The sequence below is a fragment of the Streptomyces sp. NPDC005483 genome (assembly GCF_040606035.1).
In the GTDB taxonomy this organism is placed as follows: Bacteria; Actinomycetota; Actinomycetes; order Streptomycetales; family Streptomycetaceae; genus Streptomyces.
Genome location: NZ_JBEXEA010000029.1, coordinates 67849 through 85417 on the forward strand (window position 1 = coordinate 67849; position 17569 = coordinate 85417).

General features: G+C 72.0%; 17 protein-coding genes. 5 read left to right on the top strand and 12 right to left on the bottom strand.

The annotated features are described in order from the left end of the window. Positions 1-32: 32 nt before the first annotated feature. Positions 33-290: a hypothetical protein gene (locus ABZT06_RS38450; protein ID WP_355751958.1), complete on the top strand. Its 258-nt coding sequence runs from the start codon at positions 33-35 to the stop codon at positions 288-290. Between the two features lie 53 nt (positions 291-343). Here ABZT06_RS38450 and ABZT06_RS38455 read toward each other — a convergent pair whose 3' ends face one another. The 9 genes from ABZT06_RS38455 to infC all read right to left on the bottom strand — a co-directional run bounded on the left by ABZT06_RS38455 (position 344) and on the right by infC (position 10140). Continuing rightward, a complete protein-coding gene (locus ABZT06_RS38455) occupies positions 344-883 on the bottom strand; it encodes an NUDIX hydrolase (RefSeq protein ID WP_355751960.1) in 540 nt (179 codons plus the stop codon). A 75-nt stretch (positions 884-958) separates the two neighbouring features. Next, positions 959-2299: a transcriptional regulator gene (locus ABZT06_RS38460; protein ID WP_355751962.1), complete on the bottom strand. Its 1341-nt coding sequence runs from the start codon at positions 2297-2299 to the stop codon at positions 959-961. 509 nt (positions 2300-2808) lie between these two features. After that, entirely contained in the window at positions 2809-5307 is a 2499-nt protein-coding gene (pheT, locus tag ABZT06_RS38465; RefSeq protein ID WP_355751964.1) for a phenylalanine--tRNA ligase subunit beta, read from the bottom strand. Continuing rightward, positions 5307-6428, bottom strand: a complete 1122-nt coding sequence (gene pheS / locus ABZT06_RS38470) for a phenylalanine--tRNA ligase subunit alpha (protein ID WP_069761356.1) — start codon at positions 6426-6428, stop codon at positions 5307-5309. The genes pheT and pheS overlap by 1 nt, the downstream gene beginning before the upstream one ends. 132 nt (positions 6429-6560) lie before the next feature. After that, the gene (locus ABZT06_RS38475; RefSeq protein ID WP_355751967.1) at positions 6561-7679 is read right to left on the bottom strand and encodes an ATP-binding protein; all 1119 of its coding nucleotides are present in this window, start codon (positions 7677-7679) and stop codon (positions 6561-6563) included. Positions 7680-7728: 49 nt separating this feature from the next. Continuing rightward, positions 7729-8574, bottom strand: a complete 846-nt coding sequence (locus ABZT06_RS38480; protein ID WP_355751969.1) for an RNA methyltransferase — start codon at positions 8572-8574, stop codon at positions 7729-7731. 97 nt (positions 8575-8671) lie between these two features. Continuing rightward, on the bottom strand, positions 8672-9055 hold the full coding sequence (gene rplT, locus ABZT06_RS38485) for a 50S ribosomal protein L20 (RefSeq protein ID WP_007380809.1): 384 nt from the start codon (positions 9053-9055) through the stop codon (positions 8672-8674). Between the two features lie 97 nt (positions 9056-9152). Then, positions 9153-9347 (bottom strand): 50S ribosomal protein L35, encoded by a 195-nt coding sequence (rpmI, locus tag ABZT06_RS38490; RefSeq protein WP_003977225.1) that lies wholly within the window; start codon positions 9345-9347, stop codon positions 9153-9155. A 109-nt stretch (positions 9348-9456) separates the two neighbouring features. Next, complete coding sequence (infC, locus tag ABZT06_RS38495) at positions 9457-10140, bottom strand: translation initiation factor IF-3 (protein WP_355752041.1); 684 nt, start codon at positions 10138-10140, stop codon at positions 9457-9459. A 373-nt stretch (positions 10141-10513) separates the two neighbouring features. On the opposite strand from infC, the gene ABZT06_RS38500 reads away from it, so the two are divergent. Further along, complete coding sequence (locus ABZT06_RS38500; RefSeq protein ID WP_355751973.1) at positions 10514-10879, top strand: DUF1844 domain-containing protein; 366 nt, start codon at positions 10514-10516, stop codon at positions 10877-10879. Here ABZT06_RS38500 and ABZT06_RS38505 read toward each other — a convergent pair. After that, the gene (locus tag ABZT06_RS38505) at positions 10876-11613 is read right to left on the bottom strand and encodes an SseB family protein (protein ID WP_355751975.1); all 738 of its coding nucleotides are present in this window, start codon (positions 11611-11613) and stop codon (positions 10876-10878) included. The two genes, ABZT06_RS38500 and ABZT06_RS38505, sit on opposite strands and share 4 nt — an antisense overlap. 150 nt (positions 11614-11763) lie before the next feature. Here ABZT06_RS38505 and ABZT06_RS38510 point away from each other — a divergent pair, with 150 nt between their 5' ends. Continuing rightward, positions 11764-12759 carry a serine hydrolase gene (locus ABZT06_RS38510; protein ID WP_355751977.1) on the top strand — a complete coding sequence of 332 codons (996 nt, stop codon included), beginning with the start codon at positions 11764-11766 and terminating at the stop codon, positions 12757-12759. 15 nt (positions 12760-12774) lie between these two features. Here the strand turns inward: ABZT06_RS38510 and mycP are convergent, their stop codons facing one another. Next, positions 12775-13959 (bottom strand): type VII secretion-associated serine protease mycosin, encoded by a 1185-nt coding sequence (gene mycP / locus ABZT06_RS38515; protein WP_355751979.1) that lies wholly within the window; start codon positions 13957-13959, stop codon positions 12775-12777. Continuing rightward, positions 13956-14801, bottom strand: coding sequence for a hypothetical protein (locus tag ABZT06_RS38520; protein WP_355751981.1), 846 nt, complete (start codon positions 14799-14801; stop codon positions 13956-13958). Before ABZT06_RS38520 ends, mycP begins: the two co-directional genes overlap by 4 nt. Before the next feature lie 106 nt (positions 14802-14907). Here ABZT06_RS38520 and ABZT06_RS38525 point away from each other — a divergent pair, with 106 nt between their 5' ends. Next, a complete protein-coding gene (locus ABZT06_RS38525) occupies positions 14908-15294 on the top strand; it encodes a hypothetical protein (protein ID WP_355751983.1) in 387 nt (128 codons plus the stop codon). A gap of 1047 nt (positions 15295-16341) precedes the next feature. Further along, positions 16342-17544: an amino acid deaminase/aldolase gene (locus ABZT06_RS38530; protein WP_355751985.1), complete on the top strand. Its 1203-nt coding sequence runs from the start codon at positions 16342-16344 to the stop codon at positions 17542-17544. The last annotated feature ends 25 nt before the right edge of the window (positions 17545-17569 follow it).

Genomic DNA, 17569 nt, shown 5'->3' on the forward strand with positions numbered 1-17569 from the left:
GGGATGTGACGACTACGGAAAGGAGCGGACCCGTGACCGCCGACCCGGAGCATCCCGTGGTCCATGGAGAACTCGCAGAGTTACGGCGCCGCCTCGATGTCGCGTACGCACGCGTCGAGGGCGGACTCGCTCTGCTCAGTCACCGCACGGAACAGACGGACAAGGAGATCGACGATCTGAGCGCACGGATCATCGCCCTTGAGCACGCCCGCTGGCCGCTTCCCGCGGTCGCGGCGATCACCGCCGTGGGCGCGCTCGTCGTGGCGATCTGGCAGGCCCTGGGCCACTGAGGCTTCGGGGCACTCGGGGGGATCAGGGCAAGGGCCTGATCCGCCGGACGGGTTCAGCCGTCCTGACCGAGCCTCAGATGGTGCAACAGCAGTAACGCGGCCGCCATGTTGGCGGCCGGGACCTCCCCACGGACGACCATGTCGGGAACGAGCTTCAGGGGGACCCATTCCCGGCGGTCGGACTCGAAGTCGTCCACGGGGTGCCCGATGTACTCACCCTCGTCGGCCCAGTAGATGTGGTGCTTGGCGTCGGTGAGCCCGTTGGAGGGCTCCACGCTCATGAGGTGCCGGAGCCGTCCCGGCCGCCAGCCGGTCTCTTCCTCGAGTTCCCTGGCGGCCGCGACGGCGATGTCCTCGCCGTCCTCGACCACACCCGCGGCGAGTTCCCAGCCCCAGCTGTCGGTGATGAAGCGGTGACGCCACAGCAGCAGGACCTCGTTGGCCTCGTTCACCACCGTGGCGACGGCGACGGGCCTCAGTCGTATCAGGAAGTGGTCGAGATGCCGGCCGTCCGGCAGCTCGACATCGGCGAGATTGACGCTGAACCAGCGGTTTTCATACACAGTTTGTTCGTTCTGTTTCGTCCACTGCACGGTTCTGCCACCTTCCGTCGAGTAAGTGGCAATATCGCAGCAGGGACTGTGGGATGTCGGCTCCCGTGTGCCGTCCTACAGGGGCACGCGCAGTGCGCCGTCGATCAGTTCGGCTGCCGCGGACGTGCCCGCGCAGCCACTGCGGACCAGGTGTTCGCGCACCGCTCTGAGTCTGTCGCGCAGGCGCTGGGACTCCATTCCCCGTGCCTGTTCCGCCATCTGCACGGCGGTGGCCACCGCCTTGTCGGCGTTGCCCTGGCGCAGCTCGATCGTGCTGAGCATGGCGAGCCGGTGCACCCGGCCCCGGTCGTGGGCCGGGTTGTCGACGGCGGCCGCGGCGTGCGCGGCCGCCGCCGCGAGCTCGCCGAGGCTGAGGAGCGCCTCCGCCACCTGGACGTTGACGAGGCCCGGCTGGACATAGCCGGTCTCGTCGGGCTCGTATCCGCGCCGGATGCGTTCGGCTGCCTGCTCGGCCCGCCGGATGCAGGACAGGGCGGTCGTGCCGTCGCCGAGGTGGGCGTACGCCTTGGCCTGCATCGCGTAGAGGTCGCAGGCGAGCGCCGGGGTGATGTGCCTGCCCGCGGCCCGCAGCGCGGCCTCGGCGAATGCGACGGCTTGGCGGTACTCCCGCATGAACAGGGACTGGTTGACCAGCAGCGCTATGACGTAGGCGCCGAGTCCGCGGTCGCCGCTGGCCTTGGCGAGCCGGAGGGCCTGGTGGAAGTAGCGCTGGGCCAGGCCGTGGGCGTCGGAGTCGTAGGCGCAGATCCCGGCGACCGCGACCAACCCGCCGGTGGCGCGGTGCAGTTGGCGGCCCGTCTCGTCGGTGTAGCTGCCGCGCAGCAGCGGCGCGGCCTCGGCGTTCAGGAAGCCGACGATCCGGCTGCGGGTCGCCACACCGCCGGCCTTGCGGTACATCTGCTCGTAGTGGGTGCGGGCCGCGCGGAGCATCTCGATGTCGGCGCGGGTGACCCGGTGCCGGCCGCCGCGGGAGACGTCGACGTCCTCGGGCGGGTTCTCCCACTCCCACACGGGCATGACGGCGGGGGTGCCGGTGACCGCGGGGGCGCCCAGGATGTGCGGGCGCTGCTGTTCGTCGGAGCGCCACAGGGCGGTGGCCCGCTCGACGAAACCGGACAAAGAGGTGCCGTGCGGGGCGGCCGGTTCACCGGGCACGCCGAGGCCGATGTCGTCCAGGGTGACGGGGCGTTGGAGGCGCCCGGCGAGCACCTCGCAGATCAGGTCGGGCACCTGGCCGCGTGGGCGCTGGCCCTTCAACCACCGCGCCACGGCGGTGTGTTCGTACCTGAGCGCGAGGCCGCGTGCCCTGCCGGCCTGATTCACATGTGCGGCAAGCCCCGCGTGCGAGATCCCGGCTTCGTCGAGGATCGCGTCGAGCAGAGTGTTGGGCTGCATCTGTGCCCCCCGGATGGCTCGGTGCCCGACAGATTAGTGGGTCGGCCTTCACACGGGGTGTGAACGGAGTGCTCGAATCCGCAGGGTGTGCGCGCTGTCGCGGAGAGTTTCCAGCCGGTTGACTGAGATGCCTCGCAAGAGGCCGGCCGGGCCGCCGGCTCCCCCTCGTACAGTGCGGTGGCCTGGCCGTGGCTTGACCGGCGTCAAAGGGGTGTGCGTCGTCGACTGCGGGCCTGCTGCGGCTGGTCGCGCAGTTCCTCGCGCCCCTTGGGTACGCCCCTGTTGACGTGTGCTTGAAGGTACCGGGACCGGCCACGCGCGTCCCGCACGTCCTCGCCACAACTGGCCGGCCGCCGGGCACATCGCGCAGCAACCCCACCCGGGGAACCGCAGCCTTGCCGTAGATCATGCCGATGGCCACCCGACCGGGTCCCGCACACGCCATCGGACCGGCCTCGAAAGGCCGGTCCGATTCTGTCGAGCGCGTGGCGGGCGCAGCCGCACGGCGGCTAGGCCCTGAGCACAGCCCCCGTGCGCTCACCCGCGAGAGCGACCGCCGCGTCGCGAGCCGCGGACGCCTCGTCCACGGTCAGCGTCCGGTCCCCCGCACGGAACCGCAGCGCGTAGGCCAGCGACTTCTTGCCGTCGCCCAGCTGCTCCTCGTTCTCGTAGACGTCGAACAGCCGGATCGCCTCGAGGAGGTCACCCGCGCCCGCACGCAGCGCGGCCTCGACCTCGGCGTGCGGCACGAACTTGTCGACGACCAGGGCGACATCCTGTGTGGCCACCGGGAAGGTGGAGATGCCCGGCGCCTGCGGGGTGTCGTCGCCGGCCGCCTCCAGGACGTCCAGGTCCAGCTCCATCGCACAGGTACGCGCGGGCAGCCCGAACGCCTTCACTACCCGCGGATGCAGCTCACCGGCGTGCCCCACCACGGTGTCGCCGACGACGAACTCGGCGCACCGCCCCGGGTGCCACGGCCCGTACTGCCCCCGGCGGACGACCAGTTCGACCCCGGCCTCCCGCGCGACCAGGCGGCCGGCCTCGACCGCCTCGGCCCATTCGGCCGGACGGCCCTTGCCCCACCAGCCGGCCTGCTCCCGGGCGCCGGCGAGCACCACGGCCACGTGTCGCGGCTGCTCGGGCAGCGCGGCGTCCAGCTCGGCGATCTCCGCCTCCGTGGGGCGCCGGTCGACCGGCAGCACCCTGGCGACCCGCTGCTCCGAGCGCGGCAGGAAGACCAGCCCGGTCTCGAACAGCGCCAGGTCGTGCGAACCCCGCCCGTCGTTGCGCCGCAGGGCACCAAGCAGCCCCGGCAGCAGCGAGGTGCGCAGCGCGGGCTCCTCGTCGTTGAGCGGGTTGGTCAGCCTGACGACACGGCGGGCCGGGTCGTCGGCCTCCAGGCCCAGCTGGTCGAAGATCTGCTCGGAGACGAAGGGGTAGTTCGGCGCCTCGACGTACCCGGCACCGGCCAGCACCCGGCCCGCCCGGCGGTGCAGCCGCTGACGGTGGGTCAGGCCACGCCCGGCCGGCGGCTTGGGCAGCGTGGAGGGCAGGCTCTCGTAGCCCTCCAGGCGGATGACCTCTTCGGCCAGGTCGTTGATCTCCTGGAGGTCCGGACGCCAGGACGGCACGGTGACGATCAGCTCGTCCTGCCCGTACACGTCGCAGCCGACTTCCTGAAGACGCCGTACGACGGTCTCGCGGCCGTAGAAGACACCCGCGACCTTGTCCGGGTGGTCCGCCGGGACGCTGATGGTGTGCGGGGCCGACGGGGCGACGACCTCGGTGACACCGGCCTCGGCGGTGCCGCCCGCGAGCAGCACCAGCAGGTCGACCGTGCGCTGCGCGGCAGCGGCGGCGGCCTGCGGGTCGACACCGCGCTCGAAGCGCCGGGACGCCTCGGAGGACAGCTTGTGGCGGCGGGCCGTACGCGCGATGGAGACCGCGTCGAAGTGGGCCGCCTCGATGACCACGTCGGTGGTGCCTTCACCCTCGGCGTGGTCGGCGATCTCGGTGTTGGCGCCGCCCATGACACCCGCGAGGCCGATCGGACCGCGCTCGTCCGTGATGACCAGGTCCTCGGCGTGCAGCTTCCGCTCGACGCCGTCGAGGGTCTTGATCTGCTCGCCCTCCTCCGCCCGGCGCACCCCGATGGTGCCCTGGACCAGCGAGCGGTCGTAGGCGTGCAGGGGCTGGCCGAGCTCCGTCATCACGTAGTTGGTGACGTCGACGGCGAGCGAGATCGGGCGCATGCCGACCTTCTGGAGCCGGCGCTGGAGCCAGAGCGGGGAGCGGGCCTCGGGGCTCAGACCGGTGACGGTGCGCGCGGTGAAGCGGTCGCAGCCGAACGGGTCGGAGACCTGGACCGGGTAACCGAAGGCGTTCGGGCCCGGGACGTCGAGCAGGGCCGGGTCGCTGAGCGGCAAGCCGTAGGCGATGGCGGCCTCGCGGGCCACGCCGCGGATGGACAGGCAGTCGCCGCGGTTGGCGGTGACGGCGATGTCCAGGACCTCGTCGACCAGTTCGAGCAGCTCGATGGCGTCCTTGCCGACCTCGGTCTCCGGGGGCAGCACGATGATGCCGTGGCTGCCGTCGTCGCCCATGCCCAGCTCGTCGCCGGAGCAGATCATGCCGTGCGAGGTCCTGCCGTACGTCTTGCGCGCGGAGATGGAGAAACCGCCGGGCAGCGTGGCGCCCGGGAGCACGACGACGACCTTGTCGCCGACGGCGAAGTTCCGGGCACCGCAGACGATCTCCTGGGGCTCGCCGGTGCCGTTGGCCTGGCCCACGTCGACCGTGCAGAAGCGGATCGGCTTCTTGAAGCCCTCCAGCTCCTCGATGGTCAGCACCTGGCCGACGACGAGGGGGCCCTTGAGGTCGGCGCCGAGGTGCTCGACGGACTCGACCTCGAGACCGGCCGAAATGAGCTTGGCCTGGACGTCACGGCCGGTTTCGGTCGCCGGCAGGTCGACGTACTCCCGCAGCCAAGAAAGCGGGACCCGCATCAGATCTCCATCCCGAACGGCCGGGTGAACCGGACGTCACCCTCGACCATGTCTCGCATGTCCTCGACGTTGTGGCGGAACATCAGCATCCGCTCGATGCCGAACCCGAAGGCGAAGCCGCTGTACTTCTGCGGGTCGACGCCACAGGCGGTGAGCACCTTGGGGTTGACCATCCCGCAGCCGCCCAGCTCGATCCAGCCCTCGGAGGAGCAGGTGCGGCAGGGGCGGTCGGGGTTGCCGACGGACTCGCCGCGGCAGACGTAGCACACCATGTCCATCTCGGCGGACGGCTCGGTGAAGGGGAAGAAGTTCGGGCGCAGCCGGGTCTTCATGCCCTCGCCGAACAGGGCCTGGACCATGTGGTCCATGGTGCCCTTGAGGTCGGCCATGGTCAGGCCCTCGTCGACGGCCAGCAGCTCGACCTGACGGAAGACCGGGGTGTGCGTGGCGTCCAGCTCGTCGGTGCGGTAGACGACCCCGGGGCAGATCACGTACACCGGCAGCTCACGGCTGAGCAGCGAGCGGATCTGCACGGGCGAGGTGTGGGTGCGCAGCACGACGCCGGACTCGGTGCCGCCCTCGGGACCTTCGACGAAGAAGGTGTCCTGCTCACCGCGGGCCGGGTGGTCCGGGCCGATGTTGAGCGCGTCGAAGTTGAACCACTCGGCCTCGACCTGCGGGCCCTCGGCGACCTCGTAGCCCATGGCCACGAAGACGTCCTCGATGCGCTCGGAGAGCGTGGTGAGCGGGTGGCGGGCGCCGGCCGGTACGCGGTCGTACGGCAGCGTGACGTCCACCGCCTCCTCGACCAGCACGCGCTGGTCGCGCTCGGCCTCCAGCTCGGCCTGGCGGCCGGCGAGGGCCTTGTTCACCGCGCCCCGGGCCTGGCCCACGAGCTTGCCCGCGGCGGCCTTGGCGTGCGGAGGCAGGGCGCCGATCTCGCGGTTGGCGAGGGCCAGCGGGGAGGCGCCCCCGGTGTGGGCGACCTTGGCCTCCTGGAGCGCGTCGAGGGAGTCCGCGGCCGCGAAGGCGGCGAGCGCCTCGTCCCGCATGCGCTCGATCTCTTCCGGTTTCAGGGCCTCGACCTCTACAGGGTCGTACGACTTGTTCGGTGCCGACATCTCTTCCCGTGCTTCCGATTGGCTGGCTGAAGGTCCCCGTCACCGACTCACTCGGAGGGCCGTCCATGGGACACAAAGGTGCCAAAGGCCGAGTCTAACGGGGTGGAGGTACGCGAATGCGCCCGCGGGCACTCAGCTCAGGTAGGCCGGAGCGCTCACGGGCAACGTAAATCGGAACTCGGCGCCGCCCTGGGGGCCGCGGCCGACCGTGATGGTGCCGCCGTGGGCTTCGACGATGCCCTTGACGATGTAGAGCCCGAGGCCGGTGCCGCCGCGCTTGCTGCCCCGCCAGAAGCGGGTGAAGACGCGGTTCATGGACTCCTCCGGGATGCCGGGACCCTCGTCGCTCACCGTGACCGACGTGCCGGTGTCCTCCCCCTCGCGGGGCGACTCCGTGGGCGTGATGTCAATCGTGACGGTTCCCTCGCCGTGCCGCACGGCATTTTCCAGCAGGTTGCTGAGCACCTGGTCGATCTTGTCGGGGTCGGCCCACAGCATGGGCAGCGGCTGCTCCAGGCGCAGCAGGAACCGGTCGGCGGCGAGGCCGGCGGCGACGTAGGCCTGGATGTGCCGTCCGACGGCGGCGCCGATGTCGACGGGCTGGCGCCTGACCTCCAGGCGCCCGGAGTCGATGCGGGAGATGTCCAGCAGCTCGGCGATGAGCCGGGTGACCCGGTCGGCGTCCGCGTCGACGGTCTCCAGCATCAGCCGTTTCTGGTCGTCGGTGAACCTCTCCCACTTGGCGAGGAGGGTCGCGGTGAAGCCCTTGACGGAGGTGAGCGGGGACCTGAGCTCATGGGCCACGATGGCGATCAGCTCGGCGTGGCTGCGCTCGGTGCGGCGGCGGGCCTCGGTGTCGCGCAGGCTGACGACGACGCGCTGGACGGGGCCGGTGGGCGCGGTGCGCACGTACTGCGCGGAGACGAGGACCTCACGGCCGCCCGGCAGCAGCAGATTCCGCTCGGGCTGGCGCCTGCGGATCGCGAGGCCGCCGTACGGGTCGGTCAGCTGCCACCAGCGCCGCCCCTCCAGGTCCTCTAATGGGAGGGCCTTCTCCAGCCGCTGTCCGAGGGCGTCCTCGGCGGGCAGGGCGGTGATCCGGGCCGCGGCGGTGTTGAAGCAGATCACGCGGCCCTGCTCGTCCGCGACGACGAGGCCGTCGGGCAGCTGGTCGGGGTCGATGCCGAGTTCGGCGAGACCAACGGCACAGGCCTCGGACACGCCCTGCGCGCTCCTCGTGCCGACACTCATCCCCGCACCCCACCTCTCAGGCGTCTGAGGGGCCCCCGAGCTGGTCACCTTACTGGTTCTCGGTGACGGAGCGGCACCCTCCGGAGGCGCGCTGTGCACGGGCTGACGCATAGAGACATACGGCGGCCGCGGTAGCGAGGTTCAGGCTCTCGGCCTTCCCGTGGATCGGGACGCGCACCACGGCGTCCGCGAGTGCGCGGGTCTCCTCCGGGAGCCCCCAGGCCTCGTTGCCGAACACCCAGGCGGTCGGCCCGCCCATGGTGCCCTGGTCGAGCTCGGCGTCGAGGTCGTCGGTGCCGGCCCCGTCGGCCGCGAGGATCCGCACACCGGCCTGCCTGAGCCCCGCGACGGCCTCCTCCACGGGCACGCCCACGGCGACGGGCAGATGGAACAGGGAGCCCACGGAGGCCCGTACCGCCTTGGGGTTGTAGAGGTCGACGGACGCGTCGGTCAGTACGACGGCCTCGGCACCGGCTGCGTCGGCGCACCGCAGGACGGTGCCGGCGTTCCCGGGGTCCCGCACGTTGGCGAGCACGGCGACGAGCTTGGGGCGGGCGGCGAGGATCTCCTCGAAGGGGGTGTCGAGGAACCGGCAGATCCCGACGAGCCCCTGCGGGGTGACGGTGGTGGAGATGTCGGCGATGACGTCCTCGGAGGCGAGGTGCACGCGGGCCCCGACGGCCCGGGCCTCCCCGATGATCTCGGCGTACCGCTCCGCCGCCTCCACGGTGGCGAACAGCTCCACCAGACCGTGCCCGGCGGCCTCCCGCACGGCCTGCGGCCCCTCGGCCAGGAACAGCCGCTCCTTCCCCCGGAAGTTCCGCCTGGCGAGCCGCCGCGCGGCGGAGACCCGGGGGGAACGGGGGGAGATCAGCTCGGGGGTGACGGGCGGCATGTTCTTCGCTTTCGGAGGTGTTCGGGAAACAGCGGAACCCGCAGGCTTCACAGCCTGCGGGTCCACTCAGTCACGTCGGCCTAGAGCCAGCGCGGCGTCACGCGGCCTTCGGCGCGTTCACGTCCGCGGGCAGAGCCTTCTGCGCGACCTCGACGAGCGCCGCGAAGGCGGTGGCGTCGTTGACGGCCAGCTCGGCCAGGATCTTGCGGTCGACCTCGATGTTCGCGGCCTTCAGACCCTGGATGAAGCGGTTGTACGTGATGCCGTTGGCGCGGGCAGCGGCGTTGATGCGCTGGATCCACAGCTGGCGGAAGTCACCCTTGCGCTTCTTGCGGTCGTTGTAGTTGTAGACCAGCGAGTGGGTGACCTGCTCCTTGGCCTTGCGGTACAGGCGCGAACGCTGACCGCGGTAGCCGGAGGCCGCCTCGAGGATCGCCCGGCGCTTCTTGTGGGCGTTGACTGCCCGCTTGACGCGTGCCACTTGTTAACTCCTTGTAGCGGGGCCGTGGTTGGACTCACACGGCCCGGTATCGATTGGGTCCCGGTCTAGAGGTGCTTCAGGCGCTGGGCGCCCGGCCTCACTTGCCGAGAAGCTTCTTGATCTTCGCGGCGTCGCCCGGGGCCATCTCGGCGTTGCCGGTGAGGCGACGCGTCACGCGGGACGACTTGTGCTCGAGCAGGTGGCGCTTGCCGGCACGCTCGCGGAGCACCTTGCCGGAGCCGGTGATCTTGAAGCGCTTGCTGGCACCGCTGTGCGACTTGTTCTTCGGCATAGCGCCGTTATCTCCTCGTCGGTGGCGCTCCGGTGCCCGGTCCTGAAACCGGGCACTGTGAGCGTCGCTCTTGTATCGGTTGTGTCCTGGGGACTCGCGTCCCCCGGGGTCACGCCTCGGCGGAAGCCTCTGCCGGGGCCTCAGCCTCGGCCTCGACCTCGGTCTCGGTCTCGTCCTCGACGTAGTCGGACTCCGCGGCGTTCTGCGACTTGCCGGGGTTGGCCTTCGCGTCTGCCTTGCGGGCTTCCTGCGCCTGGCGGGCCTCGGCCATCGCCTCGGTCTTCTTCTTGTGCGGACCGAGAACCATGATCATGTTTCGGCCGTCCTGCTTCGGGTTCGACTCCACGAACCCGAGGTCGGCCACGTCCTCCGCGAGGCGCTGCAGCAGTCGGTAGCCCAGCTCGGGCCGGGACTGCTCGCGACCACGGAACATGATCGTGATCTTGACCTTGTCGCCCTGCTTGAGGAACCGGACGACGTGACCCTTCTTGGTGTCATAGTCGTGCGGGTCGATCTTCGGCCGGAGCTTCATCTCCTTGATGACCGTGTGCGCCTGGTTCTTGCGCGCCTCACGGGCCTTCATGGCCGACTCGTACTTGAACTTCCCGTAGTCCATGAGCTTGCACACAGGCGGACGGGCGGTAGCCGCCACCTCGACCAGGTCCAGGTCGTACTCCTGCGCAAGCTCCAGTGCCTTGGCCAGCGGGACGATGCCCACCTGCTCGCCACTGGGACCGACAAGTCGCACCTCTGGAACGCGAATCCGGTCGTTGATGCGGGGCTCGGCGCTGATGGATCCTCCTCGGTTAGCACCACACGGCGGTCTGGCGGACAGCCGCTTATGTCATTTTTCGTCAGACCTAACCGCGCCGAGGCACAAAAAATGCCCCGAACGATCACAGGCGGGGCTCCAAAACACTGCCGGAGCACCGCCGCGATGACACGGGGCGCGCTTTCGGGCGACTCCATCGTCCGTACGGAACGATGGTGGCCGCCTGACCGGGGTGACCCGCCGTCCCGGGGGGCGGTCGGGTGGGAGATCGGAGCCTCCACTTGTGGGCCAGTCACACTTACACACAGATGTGTCCGGCCGGTCGTCACACAAGGTTAGCAGCATCCGGGGGGGTGGTGCGAACCGGCCTGCACCGGGCCCTATCGTGTGGGACATGAGTGACACCCCTCCCGCGTCCCCCGACTCCCCCGACTTCGACGAGATGACCCGCGACATCGCCGAGGTCCCCGCCGTCGAGGTGATCGTGACGGTCGCGGTCAACCTGATGAGCGCCGCCGCCGTGAAGCTCGGTCTGACCGAGGAGGGCGACAAGTACAAGGACCTGGACGAGGCCCGCAAGCTGATCCACGCCCTCGCCGGTCTCATGGACGGGAGCGCGACGGAGATCAGCTCCTTCCACGCCGCTCCGCTCCGGGACGGCCTGAAGTCCCTCCAGCTGGCCTTCCGCGAGGCGTCCCTGGTCCCGGACGAGCCGGGCCACGGCCCCGGTGAGAAGTACACCGGGCCGATCTACGGCTAGTCCGACCCGCGCACGTACAAGGGCTCGCCCGGCGGCGTGGCCCCGGCCGGCAGGACTGCCAGGTCGAGGCCGCGCACCAGGCGGGCCCTCAGCGTCTCGTCGGCGGCGATGCGCCGCGCGACCGCGTGGACGCCGGCGTCGTGCGGCACGGCCGGCTCGAAGACCAGGGCGAGGGTGCCGTCGGCCCGGCCCGGGCCGAGATAGGCCCGCAGCACGGCCCTTACGTCGGCGACCACGCCGCGCACCGCGGCCACGACCGCCGGGTCGGCCAGCGGGTCCGCCGTGGTACGCCCCTCGGCGAGGGCCAGCAGCGCTGATCCCGTCAGCTCGAAGGGCACCGGACCGGCCAGATCCAGTACGACGGTGTCGGCCTTCTCGTGCGCCGCGGCCTGCAGCGCCTGGTGCAGGGGTACGGCGACGGGGCGGGCCCCGGCGTCCCAGCGGGCCAGCGAGTCGGTGGAGGTGAAGGCCGGCAGGGCGGTCCGGGATCCCGCCTTGAGGGTGGGGACGGCCATGTCGCTGGTCTTCTCGCGGCGCAGCCCGTTCTCGTCCTCCTCGACCTCGCCGAGCACGGCCACCACGGGCACGAGCAGCCGGGCGCCCTTGAGGGCCTCCAGGACGGGGCCCACGGCGGCGCGGTCCTCGGCCCAGGCGGCGAGCGCCGCGCTCAGCCGGGGATCGGCGGAGCCGTCGTCGTCGGAGAAGCCAGGGTCGGGAATGTTCTTGTTCGCCACGGTCACCGACCCTATAGGGGGCTTGCTGCTGCGGTTGTGCGGGTCCGGAAACCCGCCCGTGACGGCTTTCACGGGTTTCTCAGAGTTCGCTGACACAGCTCTAACGTCCGTCTAACGGCCCGCACAGTCGGTGGCCCGAGCATCGGCGCCATGGAGTCCTCCAGAGCCGCCAGACGCCGCGTCCGCAGGTCCCCCCGACGGCCACTGATGTACACCGCGCTCGCCTGCGTCGCCATCGTCGGCGCCACGGCCGGCGGGACCGTCTACGTGAAGGCGCGGGCGCACCCCGCGGGCGGCGCCGTATCGTCGGCGACGACGCCGTCGGTCTCGCCCTCGTCGGCGACGACGACGCAGGAGGCGGCCGTGGCGGAGCAGGTGGTGGATCTCGACGAGCAGCTGGCCGACGCCATGAGGTCGGTCGGCGTGACGGGCGAGCAGAAGGTCTCGGCGGCGGTGCTCGACCTGGAGTCGGGCGACAGCGCGGTCCACGGCGACGGCGCCTTCGACACGGCGAGCATCGTGAAGGTGGACATCCTGGCGGCGCTGCTGCTCCGGCACCAGGAGGCGGGTACGCGACTGAGCGCGCAGGAGAAGGCGTACGCCACGACGATGATCGAGAACAGCGACAACACCGCTGCGTCCGCGCTGTGGGACATCATCGGGAAGGCCGCGGGGCTCGACGCCGCCAACGAGAAGTTCGGGCTGACCGGTACGCAGGGCGGCGACGGGGCGTTGTGGGGGCTGACCCGGACGACGGCGGCCGACCAACTCACCCTGCTCCAGCAGGTGTTCGGGGACGACTCGGAGCTGAGCGCGGCCTCGCGGTCGTACCTGCAGGAGCTCATGGGGCAGATCGAGGCCGATCAGCGGTGGGGGGTGTCGGCCGCGGCCGACGGGTCCGGCTGGGCGCTGAAGAACGGGTGGCTGCCGCGCAGTACGACCGGGCTGTGGGACGTCAACAGCATCGGGCGGGTCACGGTGGACGGCCACGAGTATCTGGTGGCCGTGCTGTCGAACGGCAACTCCACGCAGGCGAAGGGGATTTCCCTGGTGGAGGCGGCGGCGAAGGCGGCGGTCTCGGTCTTCACGGGTGCGGACGCGTCCGGGTCCGCGTCGGCCAACGCCACGAGTGCGGCGGCTCGTTGATGCTTCGGTCCTGCGTCAGAAACCCTCGTAGGACCTGCGGGGGCCGCGGCGACCGCGCCACAGGACCACCGCGGTGATCAGCAGCGCCACGCCCAGGCCGCCCGCCAGCGGGGCCGCCCAACTGGCCGTGTCGTCGGCCGACGTGGCGGTGTCCGGACCCGAGCCGAAGTACTTGGCGCCGTAGGAGGCCGGCTGCAGGCCCGCCGGCTTCAGGCGGTCCGCCGCCTTGAGCGCCGCCGCGGGGTCGACGAAGCCGAAGCCGCGGGAGTCGTCGCGGCCGCCGGCGGGGGCGTTGCGGGCCGTGTCCTCCAGGAGACGCTTGATCTGCGCGGGCGTCAGGTCGGGGTGGGCGGCCCTGACGAGGGCGACCGCGCCCGAGACGAACGCGGAGGCGGCGCTGGTCCCCCAGCCCTCGTAGTACTTGTGGTCGGGGTCGGCGATGACGACGTCGTCGCCGGGGGCCGCGACCGTGGCGTACCAGCGGCGGGTGGAGAAGGAGGCGCGGGTGCCGAATTTGTCGACGGCGGTGGCGGCGATGACGCCCGGGTAGGCGGCCGGGTAGGAGATGTGGTCGCCCTTCTCGCCGCCGTTGCCCGCCGAGGCGACGACGACGGCGCCCTTCTTGAGGGCGTACTGGACGGCGTCGTCCTCCCCGGCCTCGGGGTGCGCGGAGGCGGAGTCGTCGCCGAGGGAGAGGTTGATGACGTCGGCGCCGTGGTCGGCGGCCCAGCGGATGCCCTCGGCCAGCGCGTTGCCACGGGTGTTGCGGGCCTTGGTGCGGGCCGGGTCGCCGTCCTCCAGGATCACGCGGACGGGGAGGATCCTGGCCTCGGGGGCGATGCCCATGACCCCGTCGCCGTTGCCGACGCCGTGTCCGTGACCGGCGATGATGCCGGCCATGGCGGTGCCGTGCCGGGCCCAGGAGCGGTCGCCCCGGGTGGCGCCGAAGCCGATCATGTCCTTGCCGGTGAGGACGTTGCCCACCAGGTCGGGGTGGTCGTTCTCGACGCCGGTGTCCAGGACGGCGACGGTGACACCGGCGCCCTTGGTGGTCTGCCAGGCCTGCTGGGTGTGCATGGCGTCCAGGGCCCACTGCTTGGCGCGGATGCCGTCGGCGTGCGCGGCGGTGGGCGGGACGAGGGCCACGGAGGCGGCGAGGAGGACGCTCAGGAGACCTGCCCTGCGGGTGGTGACGCTCATGAGGGCTGCTCCGTGGGCGAGGTGACGGTCTTGCGCAGGGCGCGTTCGACACGGTCGGCCAGGCCCTCGGCCTCGTTGCCGAGGCCGGCCTGGGCGGCGGGGGTGGTGTCGCCGGACTCCATGGCCTTCTCGGCGGGCTCCGGGGTGTCGACGGCACGGCCGTCCGCCCAGCCGGAGACGGCGTAGGCGACGACGGGGGCGTCGGTGAGGACGGAGATCGTCCAGGAGGCCCGCTGCCCCGCACCGAAGCCTGCCGCGAGGGTGTTCTTCGCGGCGTACGGGAGGGGCATCAGGTCGGTGCGGTTTTCCAGCCCCTCCCGGGTGAAGCGGGTGTCGAGGTCGCGCATGGCGTCGGCGTCGGCGTCGGTGAAGAGGAGGCCGACGGTGGTGACGTAGCTCTGGGTGGCGTCCGCGTAGGTGGCGCGCAGGAGGCGTTCGCAGCCGACGGGGGCGAGGGCCTTGCGCAGCAGGGGGTCGAAGGCGTCCCGGCAGCCGCTGTCCGGGGCGACGGCGATCCGCGTCCAGGTGCGGTCGGCGCCACCGGGCCCGGCGCCCTCGCCGTCCACGGTCGGCGGGAACAGCTGGTCGACGGGCACGCTGTGCCACAGCTCGCCGGCCTGGGCGAAGCTGTCGCCGCCGCCCTCGTCGCCGGAGTCCCCGATCAGCCAGCTGCCGGTCACGGCACCGCCGATGAGCCCGAGCCCGAGCACGACGCACGCGGCCACGGCGGCGATCCGGGGAGGGATCCGCACGCTCCACGACCGCTGCTTGTAACCGACCTCGGGCTCCCCGAACGACACGACAGGCCGCCCGTTGCCGGGAGTTCCGGCCTGCGGGGGCACGGTGGCGCTCCAGGAGAGCGCGGGGTCGGGTGTGAGGGGCGCGGTCCGAGGCGGTGCGGTAGGCGCCGGGGGCGTAGCCGTGGCACCGGCGACGGGCGCTTCCCGCGTGGGACGCGGCGGGAACCCGGGGCGGGTCTTCGGCATGGGCGGTACGGCGGTGCCGCCGGAGCCGCCCCGGGACGCGGACCCCGTACGGGCGTCCCCGGTCGTCGGAACGGGCCGTATCCGGAAGGTCGTCTCCGAGGCGGTCTCGGCGGGGACGCCGGTGCGACGCGGGGGCACGGAGGGCTGCGATCTCGGCCGGGGCGGCACGGACGCGCTGCCCGAGTTCGTGGAAGGGGACGCGGACGGACCACCGGTGCCCGGTCGGTACGACGTCCCGGCACTCGAAGCGGGCGGCATCGGGCCCGGGGCGGGCCTGCGCGGGCTGGGGGGCGGGGGCGCGTCGGTCTCGGGCCTGGACGACGGCACAGGCGTAGCCGAGCCGGGCTGAGGTGTCCTGGCAACCGGTGTGGAGCTGCCCGCGCGTGCTCCACGGTGGCCTGCGTCCGTGCCGGAGTCCGCGCCACCGGAGGCCGGTGGCGCGTCGGGGAAGCGTGCCGAGGCCGGGGGCGGGGGCGGGGGCGGAATGCTGCCGGGGTACGGGGATCCCGAGCTCGGGAACTCCTCGTGCCGGGTGTCCCTGGGGCCGGAGGCGGACCGCGCGGTCGGGTCGGAGTCGCCCGCGGGCGTCGAGGGGGCTCGACCGCCGGAACCGTCCCCGGCGGCCCTGCGGCCGTCCGACGTGGCGTGCGCCTCGCCGCGGGTCGGTGTCGAGGCCGGGCCGCTGCCGTTCGTCGTACGTATCGGCGGCCGGCCCGCGGCGGTCGGTCCCTGGGACCGTTCCCCGGCCGGCAGGCCGGACTCCCGCCCCGCGGTCATGTCACCGAGTGCGCGAGGAGTCGTGGCACCGAGGTCCTGCCGGTCCGCACCAGCGCTCCCGAAGGCCCGGTCACGTCCCTGCGTGCCGCCGGGCACGCGGCTGTCGGTCTCTCCCGAGCCCTGCCAGTCGAACCCGCCGAACATCGGTCGCGTCGGCGTTCCGGAGCTCCGTCGGTCCCGCTCGCCGAAGGCCTGCCAGTCGGAGTCGTCGCTGATCCGTCCGCCCGGCTCGACGATCTCCCGATCCACCGGCTCGCCGGCCGGCTCGGAGCGGGGCCCGTCGTCGCCCACCGTCGGCGGCTGAGCCGGCCGTGGAGGAATCGAGGCACGGCGTGCTTCCGTGCTCATGCACCCCCCGTTTCCTCATGTCCGGGCCGTTCGGTCGTGCGCGGGCCCCGCGTCGGAGTCGTCGGTGTGGAAGACGGCCGTCCGGGCACGCATACCCGCACGGAAGGGCCGGCATCCCGGCGCGGCGGCGACGGGGGGCGAACGGCCCTGCGTGCGTGCGCGTCACTCTACGGGTTGTTCCTGGGCGAACGGGAACCAGTCCACCAGGCCGGGGGCATCTGCCCGGAACGTCCCCCTACCCTGCGGTAATCCTGTCTGGCAGGCTTCGTTCATGACTGCGCGCGCCGCCGACCGGGCCCGATACGACCGGGCCACCGCCCATCTCGATGCCCCTCTCGCCATCGTGGACCTGGACGCCTTCGACGCCAACGCGGACGATCTCGTCCGCCGGGCGGCGGGGAAACCCGTCCGCGTCGCGAGCAAGTCCGTGCGGTGCCGGGCACTGCTCGAACGCGTCCTGGCCAAGGACGGCTTCGCGGGCATCATGTCCTTCACCCTCGCCGAGTCCCTGTGGCTGGCGAGGAGCGGCTTCGACGACATCCTGCTCGCCTACCCCTCCGCCGACCGCGCCGGGTACGCCGAACTCGCCGCCGACCCCAAGCTCGCCGCCGCCGTGACGGTGATGGTCGACGACCCCGCCCAGCTGGCCTTCATCGACGCATCCCGCGCGGGCGGCACCGAAGTCATCCGCGTCTGCCTGGAGCTGGACACCTCGCTGAAGCTCCTCGGCGGCAAGGTCCGCGTCGGCGCCCGGCGTTCACCGCTGCACTCCCCCGCCCAGGTCGCCGACATGGCCCGCGCGGTGGCCCGGCGCCCCGGGTTCGAGGTCGTGGGGATCATGGCCTACGAGGGGCACATCGCCGGGGTCGGGGACTCGGTGGCCGGACGGCCGTTGCGCTCCCGCGCCGTACGGCTGATGCAGGCCACCGCCCGCCGGGAACTGACCGAGCGCCGCGCCGCCGTGGTGCGCGCGGTGCGGGCCGTCGTCCCGGACCTGGAGTTCGTCAACGGCGGCGGCACGGGCAGTGTGCAGCACACCGCCGCGGAGGACGCCGTCACGGAGATCGGCGCGGGTTCGGGGCTGTACGTGCCGAGGCTGTTCGACAACTACACGTCCTTCAGCGGGCGTCCGGCGGCCCTGTTCGCCATGCCGGTCGTACGCAGGCCCGGGGTGGGTGTCGTGACCGTCCTCGGCGGCGGCTACCCGGCCTCCGGCGCGGCCGGTCCCGACCGGCTGCCGGTGCCGTATCTGCCGGAGGGGCTGAAGTACGACCCGCAGGAGGGGCCAGGCGAGGTGCAGACCCCGCTGCTCGGCGCCCCCGCCGACGACCTGCTGCTCGGCGACAAGGTGTGGTTCCGGCACGCCAAGGCCGGTGAGCTGTGCGAGCGGTTCGAGAAGCTGCACCTGATCGAGGGAGACGCGGTGACGGCGAGCGTCCCGACGTACCGCGGAGAAGGCCACACGTTTCTCTGAGTCAGCGGTCGACCGGCCTCCGGTG